The 17,363-nt window shown below is 59.0% G+C and carries 17 protein-coding genes and 1 tRNA gene; 5 read left to right on the forward strand and 13 right to left on the reverse strand.

The window, feature by feature from the left end; all coding sequences use genetic code 11:
• Both Q668_RS17545 and Q668_RS13850 read left to right on the forward strand, forming a co-directional pair.
• A partial coding sequence (locus Q668_RS17545) for a hypothetical protein (protein ID WP_227498366.1) occupies positions 1 to 459 on the forward strand: 459 nt, incomplete at its 5' end.
• 605 nt (positions 460 to 1,064) lie between these two features.
• Positions 1,065 to 1,274 (forward strand): hypothetical protein, encoded by a 210-nt coding sequence (locus tag Q668_RS13850; RefSeq protein ID WP_152521793.1) that lies wholly within the window; start codon positions 1,065 to 1,067, stop codon positions 1,272 to 1,274.
• A 380-nt stretch (positions 1,275 to 1,654) separates the two neighbouring features.
• On the opposite strand, the gene Q668_RS17320 is transcribed toward Q668_RS13850, so the two are convergent.
• From Q668_RS17320 to rpsU, 6 genes are all read right to left on the reverse strand, one after another.
• The gene (locus Q668_RS17320) at positions 1,655 to 2,242 is read right to left on the reverse strand and encodes a hypothetical protein (RefSeq protein ID WP_022990221.1); all 588 of its coding nucleotides are present in this window, start codon (positions 2,240 to 2,242) and stop codon (positions 1,655 to 1,657) included.
• A 65-nt stretch (positions 2,243 to 2,307) separates the two neighbouring features.
• Positions 2,308 to 2,475 carry a hypothetical protein gene (locus Q668_RS17220; protein WP_161628533.1) on the reverse strand — a complete coding sequence of 56 codons (168 nt, stop codon included), beginning with the start codon at positions 2,473 to 2,475 and terminating at the stop codon, positions 2,308 to 2,310.
• 185 nt (positions 2,476 to 2,660) lie between these two features.
• Positions 2,661 to 2,737 (reverse strand) — tRNA-Ile (locus Q668_RS13860).
• A 218-nt stretch (positions 2,738 to 2,955) separates the two neighbouring features.
• A complete protein-coding gene (rpoD, locus tag Q668_RS13865) occupies positions 2,956 to 4,803 on the reverse strand; it encodes an RNA polymerase sigma factor RpoD (RefSeq protein ID WP_036220059.1) in 1,848 nt (615 codons plus the stop codon).
• Between the two features lie 118 nt (positions 4,804 to 4,921).
• Positions 4,922 to 6,673, reverse strand: coding sequence for a DNA primase (gene dnaG, locus Q668_RS13870; protein WP_022990223.1), 1,752 nt, complete (start codon positions 6,671 to 6,673; stop codon positions 4,922 to 4,924).
• A 151-nt stretch (positions 6,674 to 6,824) separates the two neighbouring features.
• Positions 6,825 to 7,040 (reverse strand): 30S ribosomal protein S21, encoded by a 216-nt coding sequence (rpsU, locus tag Q668_RS13875; RefSeq protein WP_007153483.1) that lies wholly within the window; start codon positions 7,038 to 7,040, stop codon positions 6,825 to 6,827.
• A gap of 234 nt (positions 7,041 to 7,274) precedes the next feature.
• Here rpsU and tsaD point away from each other — a divergent pair, with 234 nt between their 5' ends.
• Positions 7,275 to 8,330: a tRNA (adenosine(37)-N6)-threonylcarbamoyltransferase complex transferase subunit TsaD gene (tsaD, locus tag Q668_RS13880; RefSeq protein ID WP_022990224.1), complete on the forward strand. Its 1,056-nt coding sequence runs from the start codon at positions 7,275 to 7,277 to the stop codon at positions 8,328 to 8,330.
• A gap of 3 nt (positions 8,331 to 8,333) precedes the next feature.
• Here tsaD and plsY read toward each other — a convergent pair whose 3' ends face one another.
• Complete coding sequence (plsY, locus tag Q668_RS13885; RefSeq protein WP_022990225.1) at positions 8,334 to 8,927, reverse strand: glycerol-3-phosphate 1-O-acyltransferase PlsY; 594 nt, start codon at positions 8,925 to 8,927, stop codon at positions 8,334 to 8,336.
• A 145-nt stretch (positions 8,928 to 9,072) separates the two neighbouring features.
• On the opposite strand from plsY, the gene folB reads away from it, so the two are divergent.
• Together folB and folK (Q668_RS13895) are read left to right on the forward strand one after the other, a co-directional pair.
• A complete protein-coding gene (gene folB, locus Q668_RS13890; protein ID WP_036220078.1) occupies positions 9,073 to 9,441 on the forward strand; it encodes a dihydroneopterin aldolase in 369 nt (122 codons plus the stop codon).
• A complete protein-coding gene (gene folK / locus Q668_RS13895) occupies positions 9,441 to 9,956 on the forward strand; it encodes a 2-amino-4-hydroxy-6-hydroxymethyldihydropteridine diphosphokinase (RefSeq protein WP_022990227.1) in 516 nt (171 codons plus the stop codon). Before folB ends, folK (Q668_RS13895) begins: the two co-directional genes overlap by 1 nt.
• Here the strand turns inward: folK (Q668_RS13895) and pgi are convergent.
• The 6 genes from pgi to Q668_RS13925 form a co-directional block, all read right to left on the reverse strand.
• On the reverse strand, positions 9,939 to 11,600 hold the full coding sequence (gene pgi, locus Q668_RS13900; RefSeq protein ID WP_022990228.1) for a glucose-6-phosphate isomerase: 1,662 nt from the start codon (positions 11,598 to 11,600) through the stop codon (positions 9,939 to 9,941). The genes folK (Q668_RS13895) and pgi overlap by 18 nt on opposite strands.
• A gap of 52 nt (positions 11,601 to 11,652) precedes the next feature.
• A complete protein-coding gene (panC, locus tag Q668_RS13905) occupies positions 11,653 to 12,501 on the reverse strand; it encodes a pantoate--beta-alanine ligase (RefSeq protein ID WP_022990229.1) in 849 nt (282 codons plus the stop codon).
• Positions 12,498 to 13,292, reverse strand: a complete 795-nt coding sequence (panB, locus tag Q668_RS13910; RefSeq protein WP_022990230.1) for a 3-methyl-2-oxobutanoate hydroxymethyltransferase — start codon at positions 13,290 to 13,292, stop codon at positions 12,498 to 12,500. The genes panC and panB overlap by 4 nt, the downstream gene beginning before the upstream one ends.
• A gap of 76 nt (positions 13,293 to 13,368) precedes the next feature.
• Positions 13,369 to 13,869, reverse strand: coding sequence for a 2-amino-4-hydroxy-6-hydroxymethyldihydropteridine diphosphokinase (gene folK, locus Q668_RS13915; RefSeq protein WP_022990231.1), 501 nt, complete (start codon positions 13,867 to 13,869; stop codon positions 13,369 to 13,371).
• A complete protein-coding gene (pcnB, locus tag Q668_RS13920) occupies positions 13,866 to 15,236 on the reverse strand; it encodes a polynucleotide adenylyltransferase PcnB (RefSeq protein ID WP_036220063.1) in 1,371 nt (456 codons plus the stop codon). The genes folK (Q668_RS13915) and pcnB overlap by 4 nt, the downstream gene beginning before the upstream one ends.
• Before the next feature lie 722 nt (positions 15,237 to 15,958).
• Positions 15,959 to 17,362 (reverse strand): sigma-54-dependent transcriptional regulator, encoded by a 1,404-nt coding sequence (locus tag Q668_RS13925; RefSeq protein WP_022990233.1) that lies wholly within the window; start codon positions 17,360 to 17,362, stop codon positions 15,959 to 15,961.
• Position 17,363 lies beyond the last annotated feature (1 nt).

Consider the following 17,363-nt stretch of genomic DNA (forward strand, 5'->3'; position numbering starts at 1 on the left):
CGCCGGGCAAACAAAAAAGGCCAGCCCGAAGGCTGGCCTGAGGAGGGTCCGTATTACCTGGTTAACTTACTGAGCGGTTTGCTGCTCGTACTGGACCGGCAGGTCTTTTACCGGGTTGGAGATGAAGTTCAGGTAGACGCCTTGCTCGGGAATCTTCAGTGGCAATTGCACGGCTTTCCCGTTTCCGCTGGCCAATTCTTCACAGGCGTCGAGGCCGCCGCCGGTAAAGATACTACCCAGGCAGCTCAAGAAGCCGAGCAGGCCGGTGGAGGCATCACTCGATCCCGCCACGTCGACGGTGATCTCAGGAACGTTCAGGTTGCGCTGTTCAACTTGCATCCGGCCGTCATCAAAGAACGTAATTGGCCCGTCAAGTTCAAGGGTGAGCGGATAGCTAAACAGGTTATGCGCAAGCAGACCCTCGATTGGCAGATGAAGGTTTGGCGCATCCAGCATTAGCTCTGCATTGGTTTGGAAGCGAGGGCCGCCATCCCGGCGGCAGCAATGCCGGCAAGCAATAGTGTTTTGGTTATTGTTGAGCGGTACATGTGACACTCCTTCGTTGCGGTTCGTAATCTTGTCCTTTCTCGCTAGAGAGATAGCAGTATGTGTGCCAGCTTCTTAGTTGTTTGTATTCAGGAGTGTTTTCGGAAGTTCTGAAAGTGAGGTGTAAGTTTTTTGACGGTGTGGTTGCGGCGGCTTCGGAAGGCAGAGGGAGAATAGAAAGAAATGGTGGGCCCAGCTTCCCCCGAAGTCCGGCTGCAACCACCTGATAATTCTGCGGGTGGTTGTCTGGTGGTTTCGAAAATACACGAAGTTGGAGGACGTCTGGAAGATTGCTATCAACCTCTGCGTCAGTATGCAGGTCTTTGATAGGGAAAACCGTGGCTCTGGAAAGAGCACGAAGGAACGATCATTGAGACACGCATCCCCCGCGACGAGGCGGATACCTTTACCGCGTTCAACGGTGCAGCTGATTTGATTGCTTGCCGCCATCCATCCCACGCCGTGCGGGTTGAGATGATTGCCAAGCTGGCGGGTGTGACATGAGAGCGCGGGTATCAATGGCCACACTGAAACGGCTGGAGGCCTTGGAACGGGTGCGTGGTCAAAGGAAGGTTGTGGCCCTGTTTCCCGAGTTGATGCCCGTTGACGAGTGGGGAGCCATTGCCAGCAACATGCAAGCGGAACTGAAAGCGAATATCAAGAAGGACTGCCCTCCGCAGTACGACAAGGGAGACTTGAGCCATCTCGTACTTGTCGCCATTGGGTAAAAGTGTCTCCGGTCCGGGAGCTGTGCCATAGAGGTGAGTCGCACGTAAATCAAACCGCCTCAGTTGGGGCAGTCACCCGCTCCACGATCTGTGACCCAGCCTTCAGCGCCCCTTGGCAGCAATGTCTCGGGGCGCTGTCGTTTGCGCTCGTTGTGGGCTGGCACAGGCGACGATCGGCAGGCCACCAGTACGCTAGCGGCGTAGAAGGCGGCAAGTCGCGACACTGCCCATGCAGAACGAATAAGTCGGAGTTAATGGTTTAAGTCAATTAAGGCAATGATTTTGTTGGTATTTCTTTGGCGGTCAGAACGCAGTGCAAGCACTGCGTAAGCGCTTGCACTCCTTTAAGTTGAAATGCCGCCGTCATATTTACGTGGAGTCTAGGGCTGGCGGCTGGTGTCAGGCTTCTGGGGCTCAGTGGTAACCTGTTGTTGCACGCCAAAATATTCTGCCCAGAGGCTGCGTAGCATGTCCTGCCGCTTATCTTCCGAAATGAATAGTATCGATGCGCCAATGATCAGGCAGGTGACGAGAAACGAAGACACAATTCCAGGAATGCCGGATAGCAGCCACGCTCCGAGCTTTTCATACCAAGCTCGATTCGCGTGCTGGTATTCCTTGATGTTTCTAAAGAGTTTTCGCTTCTCGTTTGTCAGCTCTTTTTTGTGTTGCTTTTCGACCTGAGCTATTTCTTTCTCAAACTTCGCGCTGATATCTTCTTCAATTTCTTGGAAGATCTTATTTAAGAAGTTCTTGGCTTTTTCTCTGTAGTCTTCCAGCGAGTTATTTTGCAGAGTTTGATCATGAAAGGTCTGCACCTGTTGCTGGATGTAATCCTCGTCGTTGCCAGCCTGCCTCAGCGATGTGGCTAACGTATGCTTCTTGTGCTTGTAGAGGGCATAGGCTATCAGACCAATTGAATCCTGATCATTGTTAACAAGAGATTCAAATACCCACTTCCTGGCCAAGTCTTTTTCCCCTCAAAACGAAAGCGCCCCAGTGATGGGGCGCTCATAAAATCTTAATTTTTTTCTTAGGCGCTGACAGCTGATAGTGCCTGTGCACTTACTCGCTTAATGTAGCGCTCTCGATCCTTTGAGACTGTTCTTTTGTTAGAAAGACGATCCGAGCTAAAACTGACGGATCGAGCTACCTTTGCTAATGCATTCTCGTTCTGTGCATTTTTCTTAGCAGCTTTCATACGAACCTCCTTATAGGGGGTTATGCCACCCTCGTACGCAGTGTAGCCACTGCGAATAAACATTTGTAGTAAATTTCTGTAAAAAATCACTACTACATCTCAATGTAAGCAGTTTTTCGGCAATCAACTTCGATTGCCGAGAGCCGATAAAAAGCCCTGAAAACCTTATGGCTCAGGGCTTTGTATGGTGGGCCTTGCTGGACTTGAACCAGCGACCAATCGATTATGAGTCGAGTGCTCTAACCAACTGAGCTAAAGGCCCGAAACTGTTTTTGCCGCTTACATAGCTGTTACATTGGCTTTTCGGCTTTAGCGCTTACAAGTGGTAAGCGGCTGTATTTACTCTGCTTTATCTCTCCGTCAAGCCGTTAGCGCATTCTATTATGAGTCCCCTGCTCTAACCAACTGAGCTATAGGCCCGGAAAGGAAAACGGGCGCCATTATACCCGCGAGGGGTGGCGCCCGCTACTGTGTTGCGGATTAACCGTTGCCCTGATCGTCAATAAAGCCGCGCAGGTGATCGGAGCGGGAAGGATGGCGCAGTTTGCGCAGGGCCTTGGCTTCGATCTGACGGATACGCTCACGGGTTACGTCGAACTGCTTGCCGACTTCTTCCAGGGTGTGGTCGGTGTTCATTTCGATACCGAAGCGCATGCGCAGCACCTTGGATTCGCGAGCGGTCAGGCCGGCCAGCACGGAGCGGGTCGCTTCGCGCAGACCTTCGGCGGTGGCGGAATCCACCGGCGACAGGGCCTGGATATCCTCGATGAAGTCGCCCAGGTGGCTGTCTTCATCATCGCCGATCGGGGTTTCCATAGAGATCGGTTCTTTGGCGATCTTCAGTACCTTGCGGATCTTGTCTTCCGGCATTTCCATGCGCTCGCCCAGCTCTTCCGGTGTGGGCTCGCGGCCCATTTCCTGCAGCATCTGGCGGGAAATCCGGTTGAGCTTGTTGATGGTTTCGATCATGTGCACCGGAATCCGGATGGTGCGGGCCTGGTCCGCGATAGAGCGGGTGATGGCCTGGCGAATCCACCAGGTGGCGTAGGTTGAGAACTTGTAGCCGCGACGGTATTCAAACTTGTCGACGGCCTTCATCAGGCCGATGTTGCCTTCCTGGATCAGGTCCAGGAACTGAAGGCCACGGTTGGTGTACTTCTTGGCAATGGAGATAACCAGACGCAGGTTGGCCTCGACCATTTCCTTTTTGGCGCGGCGGGCTTTCGCCTCACCGATAGACACCCGGCGGTTAATTTCCTTGATGTCGGCCACATCCAGATCCACTTCGGTCTGCACGTTCTGGATACGCTTCTGCAGGCGCACGATTTCGTCGATGCGCTCGCCGATGGCAGCGGCGTAAGGCTTCTTGGTGGCGGCGATTTCCTTCGCCCACTCAAGGTCGGTTTCGTTGCCCGGGAACCACTTGATGAAGTCTTTACGGGGCATTTTGCAGTCGCGTACGCAAATCTGCATGATCGCCCGCTCGTTCTCGCGCACCAGATCGTTGGTGGAGCGAACTACGTTCACCAGCTCGTCAAACGCCTTATTGGCCAGCTTGAACGGGGCAAAAACCTGGCCCAGTTCGTTCAGGGCTTCCTGGGTTTTCTTGTGGCTGCGGCCATGCTTGGCCAGGGCCTTGTCGGCGGCATCGAGCTTTTCTTTCAGCAGCTCGAAGCGCAGGCGGGTCTCTTCCGGATCCGGGCCGCTATCGTTGTCGTCATCGCTGGAGGTGTCGTCGTCATCGTCCGCGCTGTCAGACTCGTCCGCAGAGGTGTCTTCGGCGGTTTCTTCACCCATGAACGGCTCGGCGTCGTCCGGGTCAAGGAAGCCGGTTACGATGTCGCTGATGCGGCCTTCGTTCTCGATGATGCGCTCGTAGGCCTGAATAACGGTGCCGGCGGTGCCCGGGAAGTGCGCAACGGCCGCCATTACGTCGCGGATGCCTTCTTCGATGCGCTTGGCGATGACGATTTCGCCTTCGCGGGTCAGCAGTTCAACGGTACCCATTTCGCGCATGTACATGCGCACCGGGTCGGTGGTGCGACCGGCATCGGTTTCCACGGCGGCCAGGGCAGCGGCGGCCTCTGCAGCAGCGGCTTCGTCGGCGGTGGAATCGCCTTCGGTCATCAGCAGGGTATCGGCGTCCGGCGTTTCTTCGCACACCTGGATACCCATGTCGTTGATCATCCGGATGATATCTTCAACCTGGTCCGGGTCTGCGATATCTTCCGGCAGGTGGTCGTTTACCTCGGCGTAAGTCAGGTAACCTTGTTCCTTGCCTCGTGCGATGAGGTCTTTCAAACGTGATTTCTGCGAATTGCCTGACATAGACACCCTGTGAACTCGCTTTTAAAAAGGAAAAAAGTTAAACAGCTATTATAGCTGTCGCTCGGTTTTGCTGTCACCAACCGGTTAGATGGTGATCAATTGCGATAGTTTCAAGTTTCTACTCCTCCGCTTTCGGGTTTAACGTACCCGCGCTGAGGGTTCTCAGCTCTTCCCGTTGTTCCGGGGTGAGTGTTGTCAGGTTCCGGAGCAAGGTTGCCAGCCTTTGCTGGCGCGCGGCTTCTTCGTTCGGGCTTAACAGCTCTCTGGCCGCAGCCAGTGTGCTTTCCCGCGCCGGTATGTGCTCCAGTCCGTCGAACAGGTTGTAGAACCTGTCGCGGGCCTGCTTATCGGTTGCCAGTCCCGCTACCAGTGCCTTGCGGGTCTGGATGTCCTTGTCCAGCAGCCAGCGGGCCAGTCGCCCGGCCTGTTCCAGCTGTCGTGTGCGGTCGGCCAGAGCTTTCACTTCCGAGGCCAGTTCCGGCGCTTCCAGCAGGGCCAGGCACAAGGTGCTGTCTTTGCTGAGCTTTACGTCTATCCGCTCTTCTGTCGGCCGGTTCTGGCCTTCGTTGCGCCAGCCCCGGGCCTTGTAGTTCTGGCCTTGCTGGCGGTTCTGCCACTGGTTGCGGCCGCCGCACAGTCGCAGCATTTCGTGCCACATGGCGTCCCGCAGTGTGCTGCGGGGCATTTTGTTCAGTAGCGGCTCGGTCCGGGCTCTCAGTTCGCCCCGGTGTTCCGGCAGTTGCAGGTCGAGCCCTTCGCTCTGGCGGTCAAACAGGTAGCGCGAGAGCGGAGTGGCGCCGTCTATGCGTTTCTGGAAGGCCTCGGCACCCTCTTTTCGGATCAGGGTGTCCGGGTCTTCGCCTTGCGGCAGCATCAGGAACTGCAGGTGCAGTCCGTCTGCCATCAGCTCCAGGGCGTTTTCCATGGCCCGGTCGGCAGCACGGAAGCCGGCCTGGTCGCCGTCAAAGCAGAATACGATGTGTCTTACCTGCCGTAGCAGGGCGTTCAGGCTGTCCTGGTTGGTCGCTGTACCCAGGGTGGCAACGGCGTAGTGAATGCCGTGCTGGGCCAGGGCGATCACGTCCATGTAGCCTTCCACTACCAGCAGCTTGTCCAGCTGGCGGATGGCTTGCCGGGCCTCGAACAGGCCGTAGATTTCACGGCTCTTGTGGAATACGTCCGATTCCGGCGAATTGATGTACTTGGCTTTGTCGTCGCCCAGCGTGCGGCCACCGAAAGCGACGGTTTTGCCCCGGGTGTTCCGGATCGGGAACATGACCCGGTTGCGGAACAGGTCCCTGGGGCGGCCGTATTGATCGGAAACCGTCCGGGTTTCAACCAGCGGGCCCTTCAGGTCTTTCGGGGCCGCGTCGTACAGGGCCGTGCCGGTGCCCGGGGCGAAGCCGATCTGGTACTGCTGGATGATGGCGTCGTCCAGCCCGCGCTGCTTCAGGTAGTCCCGTGCGTAGGCACCTTGCTGGCCGGCCAGGGCAGACTGGTAAAAGCGGCTGGCAAAGTCCAGCGCGTCTGTCAGCGTCCTGGCCTGTTGCATTTCCTGCCTGGCAGCCTTGTCGTAAGGCACTTCAAGCCCTGCGCGCCTGGCCAGTTCTTCCACTGCTTCGGTAAACCCGAGGCCCTCGAACTCACGAACGAAGCTGATGGCATCGCCGTGGGCGCCGCATCCGAAACAGTGGTAGAAGCCTTTGTCTGGCCGAACGTTGAACGAAGGTGTTTTTTCGTCGTGGAACGGGCAGCAGGCTTTATAATTGGCGCCGGCTTTTTTCAGGGTAACGCGGGAACCGATCAGCTCCGCCAGGTCGATACGATCCAGCAGGTCTTCAACAAATCGTTGAGGGATCAGTCCGCTCATGGTGGCTCCACTTCAGCCTGGTGCCGGGGTAAGACGCTATTCACCATAGCCAAAAATGCCGCCGAAGCCAGGCCTCGGCGGCATTTTCAGTTTGCCGGGTAGGGCGAAACGCCGTTCCGGCAATCAGTCTTGCTGTCGATGCGTTCTGAACTCAGTACAGACGCTCGAACTTACGCTGCTCACGCTGAAGCTTCTTGAGATGACGCTTAACGGCGGCAGCTGCTTTGCGCTTACGTACAGCGGTCGGCTTCTCGTAGTGCTCACGACGACGTACTTCAGACAGTACACCGGCCTTCTCGCAGGAACGCTTGAAGCGACGCAGTGCTACGTCAAACGGTTCATTCTCTTTCACTTTAACAGCTGGCATTCGAAAATCACCTACCTGATAGATTCGGTTTCAATTGGTTCCGCCGGCCTTTGCCATGCGGGCTCGATCCCTGGTCAGATTGGCTAAAACTCGACCAGTGCTAATTTAGGGCGGCAATGATAACGGCTGGACTTGCTGAGGTCAATCATTGTTCAACGAAACTGCCGGAGGCTTTCGGGTTTCTGCTAAAATGCCGGCAGCTTTCATTTCTCCTCCTGCGGACACGGCCTGACTATGCTGATTCTTGGTATTGAAACCTCCTGCGATGAAACCGGCGTTGCGCTGTTTGATGACGAGCAGGGGCTGCTGGCCCACGCCCTGTTCAGCCAGATTGACATGCACGCCGACTACGGCGGCGTAGTGCCGGAGCTGGCCTCGCGGGATCACGTGCGCAAATTGTTGCCCCTGTGCGACCAGGTGCTGGCCGAGGCCGGCAAAACCCGCAAGGATCTTGAGGGCATTGCCTACACTGCCGGCCCGGGCCTGGTTGGCGCGTTGATGGTGGGTGGCTCGGTGGCCCATGCCCTGGGTTTTGCGCTGGATATTCCGGTACTGGGTGTGCACCACATGGAAGGCCATTTGCTGGCGCCCATGCTGGAAGACAACCCGCCGGAATTTCCGTTTGTGGCGCTGCTGGTATCCGGCGGCCACACCCAGCTGGTGCGGGTAGACGGCATTGGCGAGTATGAAATGCTGGGCGAATCGGTAGACGACGCCGCCGGTGAGGCTTTTGATAAAACCGCCAAGATGCTGGGCCTGGATTACCCCGGTGGCCCGCGGGTGGCGGCGCTGGCGGAAAAGGGCCGCGATGGCATCTACCGGTTTCCGCGCCCGATGACCGATCGCCCCGGCCTGGACTTCAGTTTCAGTGGCCTGAAAACCTTTACCCTGAACACGGTGAATGCGGCCCGGGATAACGGCAACCTGGACGAACAGGTAAAAGCCGATATCGCCCTGGCCTTCGAGGCGGCAGTGGTGGATACCCTGACCATCAAGTGCAAGCGGGCACTGGAGCAAACCGGCTGCAAGCGGCTGGTGATTGCCGGTGGCGTGAGTGCCAACAAGCGGCTGCGGGCCGGGTTGGAGAAAATGGCCGCGAAGCTGCGTGGCTCGGTGTTCTATGCCCGCCCGGAATTCTGCACCGATAACGGGGCCATGATTGCCTACGCCGGTGCCCAGCGGCTGCGGGCCGGGCAGCGTGATGGTGAGCGGATTGTGTCGGTGCCGCGCTGGCCGATGAATACCCTGCCGGCGGTGAATGAGCCCCGGGCTAACGGCCTTGTAGACTGAGTATTACAAGCCGGTTTCCCGGCCCTGAGCCAGCCGGATCAGGTTATTGCGGTGGCGCACCACAATCAGCAGGGTAAGCAGGCCAAACAGCGGCAGGGTGTCCGGCTCCAGCAGGGCGCTGATGACCGGCCCGCTGGCAATGGCAATCAATGAGGCCAGCGCAGAAATGCGCCAGCGCCACATGATCGCCAGCCAGATGCCGGCCATGATCAGGGTCGTGACCGGCGCCAGCGCAAGGCCGGCACCCAGCGCTGTTGCCACGCCCTTGCCGCCCTTGAACCGGTAGAACAGCGGAATCATATGGCCGGTTACCGCGCACAGGGCCACCATGGCCTGCACCAGGATAGACAGCCCCGCCAGGTGTGCCAGCCACACCGGTAGCCAGCCCTTGAAGGCATCCAGCGCCAGGGTGATCAGCGCCGGTTTCCAGCCGCCGGCCCGGTAAACGTTGGTGGCTCCGGGGTTGCCGGAACCTAGCGCGCGCGGATCGGGCAACTGCCACGCGCGGCATACGGGCACGGCAAACAGGACCGAGCCGGCCAGGTAGGCGCCGAAGCAGAGCAGTACAATCACAATCGGGTTGCTGGTTACATCCATGGCTGCATCGCAGGTGCGCAGACGGCACCGGGTGTTCTGTGAGAAAATGCCCGCCCTTACAATCCGGCAGGCAGGTGATCAGCCACAGTATCGCTTGCCTGTGCATAATTCAATCAGCCTTGAGTGGAACATCCTGGAGTCCGGTTTGGCAGATGCTTCAACAGACATCGTCTTCATCGAAGGCCTGGCGGTAGAGACCGTTATCGGCGTGTACGACTGGGAACGCGACGTCACCCAGCGGCTGCTGGTAGACCTTGAAATGGCATGGGACAACCGTCGCCCGGGGGGCAGTGATGATGTGGCCGATGCCCTGGACTATGCTGCGGTGAGCGAGCGGGTAACGGCCGTGCTGCAGGCGCTGCAACCGAAGTTGCTGGAGCGGGCGGCGGAAGAGTTGGCCGGGGTGCTGCTGAATGAGTTCGGGGTACGCTGGTTGCGATTAACCCTGCGAAAGCCCGGCGCCGTGCCGGCGGCCAGGGCGGTGGGTGTAAAAATTGAAAGGGGAGAGCGGTGATGGCCAGGGTGTATATCAGTATCGGCAGTAACATCGACCGCTACCGGCATGTAACGGCAGCACTGGATGCCCTGCAACAGTGGTTTGGTGAGCTGGTGATCTCGCCGGTCTACGAGAGCGAGTCGGTGGGCTTTGACGGTTCGGACTTTCTGAACCTGGTGGTGGGGGTGGAGACCGACTTGCCGGTTGGCGAGTTGTCTGCCTGTTTCAAGCAGCTGGAGCGGGAAAACGGGCGCAAGCCGGATGCTCCCAAGTTCAGCCCGCGAACGCTGGACCTGGATATCCTGACCTGGGGTAATGTTACCGGCGTAACCGATGGCGTTGAATTGCCCCGGGCCGAGATTGTGAAGAATGCCTTTGTGCTGCGCCCGTTGGCCGATATCGCGCCGGACGAGTTGCACCCGGTCTGTGGCGAAAGCTATGGCCGGCTGTGGCAGGCCTATAGCACCGGCCAGAAGCTCTGGCCGGTGGATTTCATCTGGCAGGGGCGACTGATTTCACAGGCCGTTGGCTGAACGGAACCGCGCAATCAGGTGGTCGGTGGCGCTGTCGCCTGACGTGCCGTCGCCCTTTTCGCCGAGCAGGCGCGGCAGGATTTCGTTGCCAATCTGCTTGCCCAGCTCCACGCCCCACTGATCAAAGCAGTCCACATCCCAGATAACGCTCTGCACAAAGGTGCGGTGCTCATACAGCGCAACCAGTGCGCCCAGCGTTTCTGGCGTTAGCTGTTCCATCATCAGGATATTACTGGGCTGGTTGCCCGGGATCACCTTGTGCGGGGCCAGTGCCAGCGCCGCCTCTTCAGCCATGCCGCTATTCCGCAGTTCCTGAATGGCTTCGTCCCGGGTTTTACCTGCCATCATGGCCCGTGCCTGGCTCAGGCAGTTGGCAAACAGGGTGGCGTGGTGGTGTTCCACCGGGTTATGCGAGGTCAGGGGAATCACAAAGTCTGCCGGAATCAACCGGGTGCCCTGGTGGATCAGCTGGTGGTAGGCGTGCTGGCCGTTAGCGCCCACGCCCCCCCAGAGTATCGGGCCGGTAGCGACATCCACAGGATGGCCAGTCTGGGTTACCCGCTTGCCGTTACTTTCCATGTCCAGCTGTTGCAGGTGCTCGGGCAGGTGCTTCAGGTATTCATCGTAGGGCAGTACGGCGTGGCTTTCGGCACCCCAGAAGTTGTTGTACCAGACGCTCAGCATGGCCATCACCACCGGCAGGTTTCGCTCGGCCGGGGTGTTGCGGAAATGGCAGTCCATGGCATGGGCGCCGGCCAGCAGGGCCCGGAAGTGGTCCATGCCGAGGGCCAGGGCAATGGGCAGGCCGATGGCGGACCACAGCGAATAGCGACCGCCCACCCAGTCCCACATGGGGAAGATGTTGTCAGCGGCAATGCCAAAGCCGGTGGCTGCTTCGATGTTGGTGGTGACCGCCATAAAGTGGCTGGCGATAGCCGTATCGGAGCCGCCATTGGCCAGGAACCATTGCCGGGCCACCAGGCTGTTATCGAGGGTTTCCTGGGTGCGGAAGGATTTGGACTGAACCAGGAACAGGGTGGTTTCTGGGTTCAGTTGTTTCAGGGTTTCCGCGATGTCGGTGCCGTCTATGTTGGCAACAAAGTGGCAGTTCAGGTCGCCTTGCCAGTAGGGCTTCAGGGCCTCGACCACCAGTTTGGGGCCCAGAAAGGAGCCGCCAATCCCAATGCTCACCACGTCGGTAAAGCGCTTGCCGGTGTGGCCGCAGTGTCGGCCGCTTTGAACCGCTTCAACCAGCTGTTCCATGCGCGCCAGTGTGCTGTGCACTTCCGGCATTATGTTGCGGCCTTCCACCGTTACTTCGGTGTCCGCTGGCTGGCGCAGGGCGGTGTGCAGGGCTGGCCGGTTTTCGGTGATGTTGACGATGCCGCCGGTAAACAGGGCTTCGGTGCGCTGCTCCAGGCCGCAGGCCCGGGCCAGGTTGGCCAGGGCGGTGAGGGTTTCATCGGTCAGCCGGTTGCGGGAGAAGTCCAGGGTCAGGCCGGCGGCCTCCAGCAGGTAGCGGGTGGCGCGCCCGGGATCGTCGCGGAACAGGTTACGCATCGGGTTTTCGGCGAGGTTTTCCTTGTGCCGGGTCAGCGCCTGCCACTCGCGCCTTTGGGTCAGTGTAGCCGTACTATCTGGCATCAGAATGTCCTTTCTGTCTGCGGCCTCCGGGGTGGCGGCCGCAGTTCCGGGTTCAGCGGGTTACGGAAATATTGTCAATCAGCCGGGTGGTACCCAGGAAGGCGGCAACCAGCAGGGTCAGCTCACGGTCGGCTTCTGCTGCGGGTTTGAGGCTCAGGCTGTTCACGATATTAAAGTAATCCGGGCGCAGGCCGGCGCTGGCGAGTGCCTCTTTAGCTTCCTGCTCCAGCGTGTTGAAGTCCGAGCGGCCCTGTTCCAGCTGGCTGGCGATGCTGGTGAGTGTTTTGTACACCACCGGGGCAATGGCTCTTTCCTGGTCAGACAGGTAGCCGTTGCGGGAGCTCTTGGCCAGGCCGTCGTCTTCGCGGATGGTCGGGGCGCCAATGATTTCGATGGGCATCATCAGGTCCCGCACCATCTTGCGGATGACGGCCAGTTGCTGGAAATCCTTTTCGCCGAAGATGGCGATGTCAGGCTGTACCATGTTGAACAGCATGGTGACCACCGTGGCTACGCCTTCGAAATGCCCGGGGCGGCTGGCTCCGCAATGGCCTTCGCTGACGCCCGGCACCACCACCTTGGTCTGGTTGGCCAGGCCTTCCGGGTAGACTTCATCGGCGCTTGGCGCAAACACCAGGGTGTTGCCCGCGTCTTCCAGCAGCTGCTGGTCTTCGGCCAGGGTGCGCGGGTATTTGTCGAGGTCTTCGCCGGCACCGAACTGCATCGGGTTGACGAAAATACTGGTGACCACGACGTTGGCGGCTTCCGTGGCCTTGCGCACCAGGGAAATGTGCCCCTCGTGCAGGTTGCCCATGGTGGGCACCAGCGCGATGGTTTTACCCTGCTGTCGGTAAGTGCGAAGGATGCTGCGTAGTTCTTTCAGTGAGTGTACGGTTCTCATGCCTTGAACGTATGCTCCTCGGCCGGGAATGAGCGGTCTTTAACGGCTTTTGCGTAGGCGGCAATGGCTTCGGAAATGGAGCCGGTGTCTGCCAGGAAATTCTTCACAAAGCGCGGCTTGCGGCCAGTGGTGGCGCCGAGCATGTCGTGCAGTACCAGCACCTGGCCGTCGGTGCCGTTGCCGGCGCCGATGCCGATGACCGGGGCTTTGACTGCCTGGGTGATGCGGGCAGCCAGCGGCGCGGGTACGCATTCCAGCAGGATCACGTCGGCACCGGCGGCTTCCAGTTCACAGGCGTGTTCGATCATCGCTTCGGCGGCTTTTTCATCGCGGCCCTGTACCTTGTAACCACCAAACTTGTTCACAAACTGAGGCGTCAGGCCCAGGTGGGCGCATACCGGAACGCCTCGCTCGCTCAGGGCTTCGATGGTGTCGCGCATCCAGTCGGTACCCTCGAGCTTCACCATGTGGGCGCCGGCGCGCATCAGTTCTGCTGCATTATCCAGGGCATCGGCCACGGTGCCATAAGACATGAAGGGCATGTCGGCCATGATCAGCGCACCACGGTTGCCCCGGGCCACACAGCTGGTGTGGTAAACCATGTGCTCCATGGTCACCGGCAGGGTGCTGTCATTGCCCTGAAGGACCATGCCGAGCGAGTCACCAATCAGGATCACGTCTACGCCCGCTTCACTGACCACCTGTGCAAAGGTGGCGTCATAGGAGGTGAGGGCAGAAAAGGCCTCGCCCTTTTGCTTGTATTCCCGCAGGGTGTTGATGGTAACTGCCATAAGATCCTAGCCTTCTGGTTAGATTAATGCCGGGGTATATCAGACTCAAGAGTAGCACGGAGTTGCCGCCCGGTGATCAGTTGTGTCCGCCTGTGGGCGGCAGCTTGCGCAGTTGATTGTCCGGGCACCGGGACCGCAGCTGGTCGATTCGGCGGCCATCGGGCAGGCTCAGTTCCGGGTTCAGATCCAGCAGGGGTTGCAGCACGAAATCCCGGTTTGCCAGCTCGGCGTGGGGTACCGTCAGCCGCTTATCCGCCAGCTGTTGGTCGCCATACAGAAGAAGGTCAAGATCCAGTGTGCGTGGCCCCCAGTGGCGCAGCCGTTCCCGGCCTTGGGCCTTCTCGATGGCCTGCAGGTGGTCCAGCAGCTGGTGTGGGCGCAGGGCGGTGCGCAGTTCGACAGCGCCATTCACAAAATCCGGTTGGTCCTGCGGGCCCACGGGTCGGCTGGCGTAGAACGGCGACTGTGCCATCAGCGTGGTGTCCGGCAGGCTGGCCAGCGCGGACACGGCGCGAGCCAGCTGGGCAGCGGGGTCCTGCAGGTTGCTGCCCAGGCCAACGTAAGCCAGCACGGTCATGACTGAGGCGGCCGTTTTACCGGGCTGCGCTTGCGCCGGCGTTTGCGGGGCGCCGTGGCCGAGCCAAGCTGGGACAGCATTCTTTCCTGGCCGCGCTCGTCCACTCTCTGGAATTCGGTCCACCACTGGCCGAGGCCGGGTTCAATCTCACCAGCAGATTCCCGTACTAACAGGAAATCGTAGGCAGCCCGGAAGCGGGGGTGGGTGAGCGTGGCAAAGGCCCGCTTGCCCTGGCGCCGGGGCAGGCGCATCTGCATTTCCCAGATTTCTTTCATGGGGCCGGAGAAACGCTTGGGAATGGATGTGGCCTGAACCTGGCGGCCGATAACCTTGCCGATAGCACCGTGCAGCGCCGGTTGCACTGGGTCGCCGTTGTCCTGGCGGCGGCGCCATTCCACCTGCAGGGCAGGCCACAGCATGGCGGCAAACAGGAAATACGGTGTTACCGATTTGCCCTGGGCGATGCGGGCATCGGTGTTGCGCAGGGCCTGGAGGATCAGTTCGTCGGGTTCGCCGGCTTCAATAGCACGGGCGGTCTCCGGGAACAGCGGCTCCAGCAGGTTGTATTGCTGCAGCAGGTTATAGGTGGCTTCGCCATGGCCGGCGGAGAACAGTTTCAGAACTTCATCAAACAGCCGGGCCGGCGGAATGTGGCTAAGCAGGGGCGCCAGCTCCCGGATCGGGGCTTCGGTTTCCGGTTCGATCTCGAACCCGAGCTTGGCGGCAAAGCGGATGGCCCGCAGCATGCGCACAGGGTCTTCCCGGTAGCGGGTTTCCGGATCACCGATCAGGCGGATCTGGTGATTTTTCAGGTCTTCCACGCCATTGGCGAAGTCGATAATGCTGAAGTCGCGGATGCAGTAGTACAGCGCGTTGATGGTGAAGTCGCGGCGCAGGGCGTCTTCTTCCTGGTTGCCATATACGTTGTCCCGCAGCAGCAGGCCGTGCTCACTGGTGCGGTGCTCATCGTCGGCAACATCGTCTTCGGCATCCCGGGCATTGCCCCGGAAGGTGGTGACTTCAATAACTTCACGGCCAAACACCACGTGCACAATACGGAACCGGCGGCCGATCAGGCGGGAGTTCCGGAACAGGTCGTGGACCTCTTCAGGGGTGGCATTGGTGGCGATGTCGAAGTCTTTGGGTTTGCCGCCGAGCAGGATATCCCGCACGCCGCCACCCACCAGGTAGGCTTCGTAGCCAGCTTTGTTCAGCCGGTGCAGCACTTTCTTGGCCGGCTCGCTGATCATCGAGCGGGACACGTTGTGCTGATCCCTCGGGATCTCTTGCCGCTGGTAGTGTCTGGCTTTCTTTTTCCCGTTGCCGGGCATGAAAGAGCGGAGTTTTTCTACTAGTCGTCTAGGCATGGAATTCCGTGTTTGCGAGCCGCAAAAACGGGGATTTTAACGGTTTGCGCAGGAATTGCACACGTTTGGCGGGAATCGCTGGCAATAAAGTCGTTTCAGGGGGTGTTTCGGGAAGGTGTTTGGCTTTTGCGGAAGCCAGATAATCAAAAGGCGGGTTCGCGATTACGAACCCGCCCTGAAAGCGTTGACGATCTGCATTGTTCTTGTTGTTGTCGGGATTCTTTTTGATTTTTCTACCCCACCGTGTTGCCCCAAGGTCAGGGCTTATAAGCAACGCAAACGGAAAGCTTTGAATACATGAGCAGTCAGAAACATGGCGCGGGCTTTACAGCAGTTGCGGTGTCGCCTGGAAGACGATTCTTCTCCACTTCTACAACTCGCGCATGTTGTGGGACCACTAAAAAAGCAAAGTACCCAAAACACTCAGTTCGCTCGCGTCCTGTTTTTGTTTTTGTTACCGGACGCTCTTGCAGCTTTTTGTTTTTGTTTTGACGCCGCGTTGTCACTCTTGTTTTTGTTGTTGTGCGCTTAATAGGTTGCAGGGGGCGTGCCAGTTTTTGAAAAGTGTTTATTAACAGCGGGTTACGAAAAATGCAGATATAAGTGTTACCCCGTACCCGCTGGAAGTGTTACCTGTGTCACGTTATCTGGGGAGGGAGTGTTACCGTGAGGAACAGGGAGGTAACAAATGAACAGGGGCTCATTTGTTACCTTTCGGATGGTTAGCTGCCGGCGCCTTTTTTACGGGGGATGCCCAGCCGCTGGCGGCGTTCCCACAGCGATTTACGGCTGATGCCGAGTTTCTGGGCCAGCTCGGTTTCACTCATACGATCTTGATTTTCAAGAACAAAGTGCTGGAAGTAGTCTTCCAGGGACAAGTCGTTGGCAGAATCTGCGTCGCGGGTGGGTGTTTGTTCGTTGTCGCCTTCCACCAGGGTTTCCGGGATGTATTCGTCGCCGTAATCACTGTCCAGGTCCAGCACAGAGGGGGTGATGACGTCGGTATCGGTCAGGATTGACGCCCGCTCGATGGCGTTTTCCAGTTCCCGCACGTTACCGGGCCAGCGGTAACGCTCTAGGGCCTGCATGGCTTCCGGGCTCAGGCTGAGGTCCGGGCGTCCGAGTTTCTCTGCTTGCCGTTTCAGGAACCGGCTGGCCAGGCCCAGCACATCGCCCCGGCGTTCCCGCAGTGGCGGAATACGGATCTGCATCACGTTCAGGCGGTAATAAAGGTCTTCCCGGAACTCGCCGGTGCGGGTCATCGCTTTCAGGTTACGGTGGGTAGCGGCGATCATCCGCACGTTTACTTTCTGGCTTTGGGTAGAGCCTACCCGGCGTATTTCGCTTTCCTGCAGTACCCGCAACAGGCGGGCCTGGGCTTCGGCGGGCAATTCGCCGATTTCGTCCAGGAACAGGCTGCCACCGTCGGCAGCTTCGATCAGGCCGGTACGGGCTGAAACCGCACCGGTAAAGGCGCCTTTTTCGTGGCCGAACAGTTCCGATTCAATCAGGCTCTCGGGGATGGCGGCGCAGTTTACCGAAATCAGGGGCTTGTTGGCCCGGGGGCTGAGCAGGTGCAGGGCCCGGGCGGCCAGTTCCTTACCGGTACCGGATTCGCCCTGGATAAGCACCGTGGTTTCGGTGGGGGCTACCTTGCGGATCAGGGTGAATACCCGCTGCATCGGCTCGCAGGTGCCAAACATGACGGTCGACGGGTCACCGGATGGGGTGTCTGCGGTTCGGTCAGGGTCTTCATCGGCCCGGCTGCTGGCGGGCTCGTGGCCTCGGGCCAGGATGTTCTCCACGGCAGCCAGCATTTCGTCATGGTCGAAGGGCTTGGCAATGTAGTCCACAGCGCCCATTTTCATGGAGTTTACGGCGGAGCGCAGGCTGGCATAGCTGGTCATGATCAGCACCGGGGTGTCCGGCGCCCGGGTGATCATTTCGGTGCCGGGCGCGCCGGGCAGGCGCAGATCGGTGATGATCAGGTCAAAGCTGTCGGGGTCCAGCCCTTCGGCTTCTTCTACAGAGACGGCATCGGCCACTTCGTAGCCGGCGTGCTGCAGCAGTTTGCGGACTGCCGAGCGGATAATGTCTTCGTCTTCAACTATCAGAATACGGGGCATA

This window comes from Marinobacter sp. ES-1 (assembly GCF_000475255.1).
GTDB lineage: Bacteria > Pseudomonadota > Gammaproteobacteria > Pseudomonadales > Oleiphilaceae > Marinobacter > Marinobacter vinifirmus.

What these genes read in the sequence shown, in the direction of transcription:
- Q668_RS13850 (WP_152521793.1), top strand. Translation starts at nt 1,065, where the DNA reads ATGGCCACACTGAAACGGCTGGAGGCCTTGGAACGGGTGCGTGGTCAA.
- Q668_RS17220 (WP_161628533.1), bottom strand. Translation starts at nt 2,475, where the DNA reads ATGAAAGCTGCTAAGAAAAATGCACAGAACGAGAATGCATTAGCAAAG.
- rpoD (WP_036220059.1), bottom strand. Translation starts at nt 4,803, where the DNA reads ATGTCAGGCAATTCGCAGAAATCACGTTTGAAAGACCTCATCGCACGA.
- dnaG (WP_022990223.1), bottom strand. Translation starts at nt 6,673, where the DNA reads ATGAGCGGACTGATCCCTCAACGATTTGTTGAAGACCTGCTGGATCGT.
- rpsU (WP_007153483.1), bottom strand. Translation starts at nt 7,040, where the DNA reads ATGCCAGCTGTTAAAGTGAAAGAGAATGAACCGTTTGACGTAGCACTG.
- tsaD (WP_022990224.1), top strand. Translation starts at nt 7,275, where the DNA reads ATGCTGATTCTTGGTATTGAAACCTCCTGCGATGAAACCGGCGTTGCG.
- plsY (WP_022990225.1), bottom strand. Translation starts at nt 8,927, where the DNA reads ATGGATGTAACCAGCAACCCGATTGTGATTGTACTGCTCTGCTTCGGC.
- folK (WP_022990227.1), top strand. Translation starts at nt 9,441, where the DNA reads ATGGCCAGGGTGTATATCAGTATCGGCAGTAACATCGACCGCTACCGG.
- pgi (WP_022990228.1), bottom strand. Translation starts at nt 11,600, where the DNA reads ATGCCAGATAGTACGGCTACACTGACCCAAAGGCGCGAGTGGCAGGCG.
- panC (WP_022990229.1), bottom strand. Translation starts at nt 12,501, where the DNA reads ATGAGAACCGTACACTCACTGAAAGAACTACGCAGCATCCTTCGCACT.
- panB (WP_022990230.1), bottom strand. Translation starts at nt 13,292, where the DNA reads ATGGCAGTTACCATCAACACCCTGCGGGAATACAAGCAAAAGGGCGAG.
- folK (WP_022990231.1), bottom strand. Translation starts at nt 13,869, where the DNA reads ATGACCGTGCTGGCTTACGTTGGCCTGGGCAGCAACCTGCAGGACCCC.
- pcnB (WP_036220063.1), bottom strand. Translation starts at nt 15,236, where the DNA reads ATGCCTAGACGACTAGTAGAAAAACTCCGCTCTTTCATGCCCGGCAAC.
- Q668_RS13925 (WP_022990233.1), bottom strand. Translation starts at nt 17,362, where the DNA reads ATGCCCCGTATTCTGATAGTTGAAGACGAAGACATTATCCGCTCGGCA.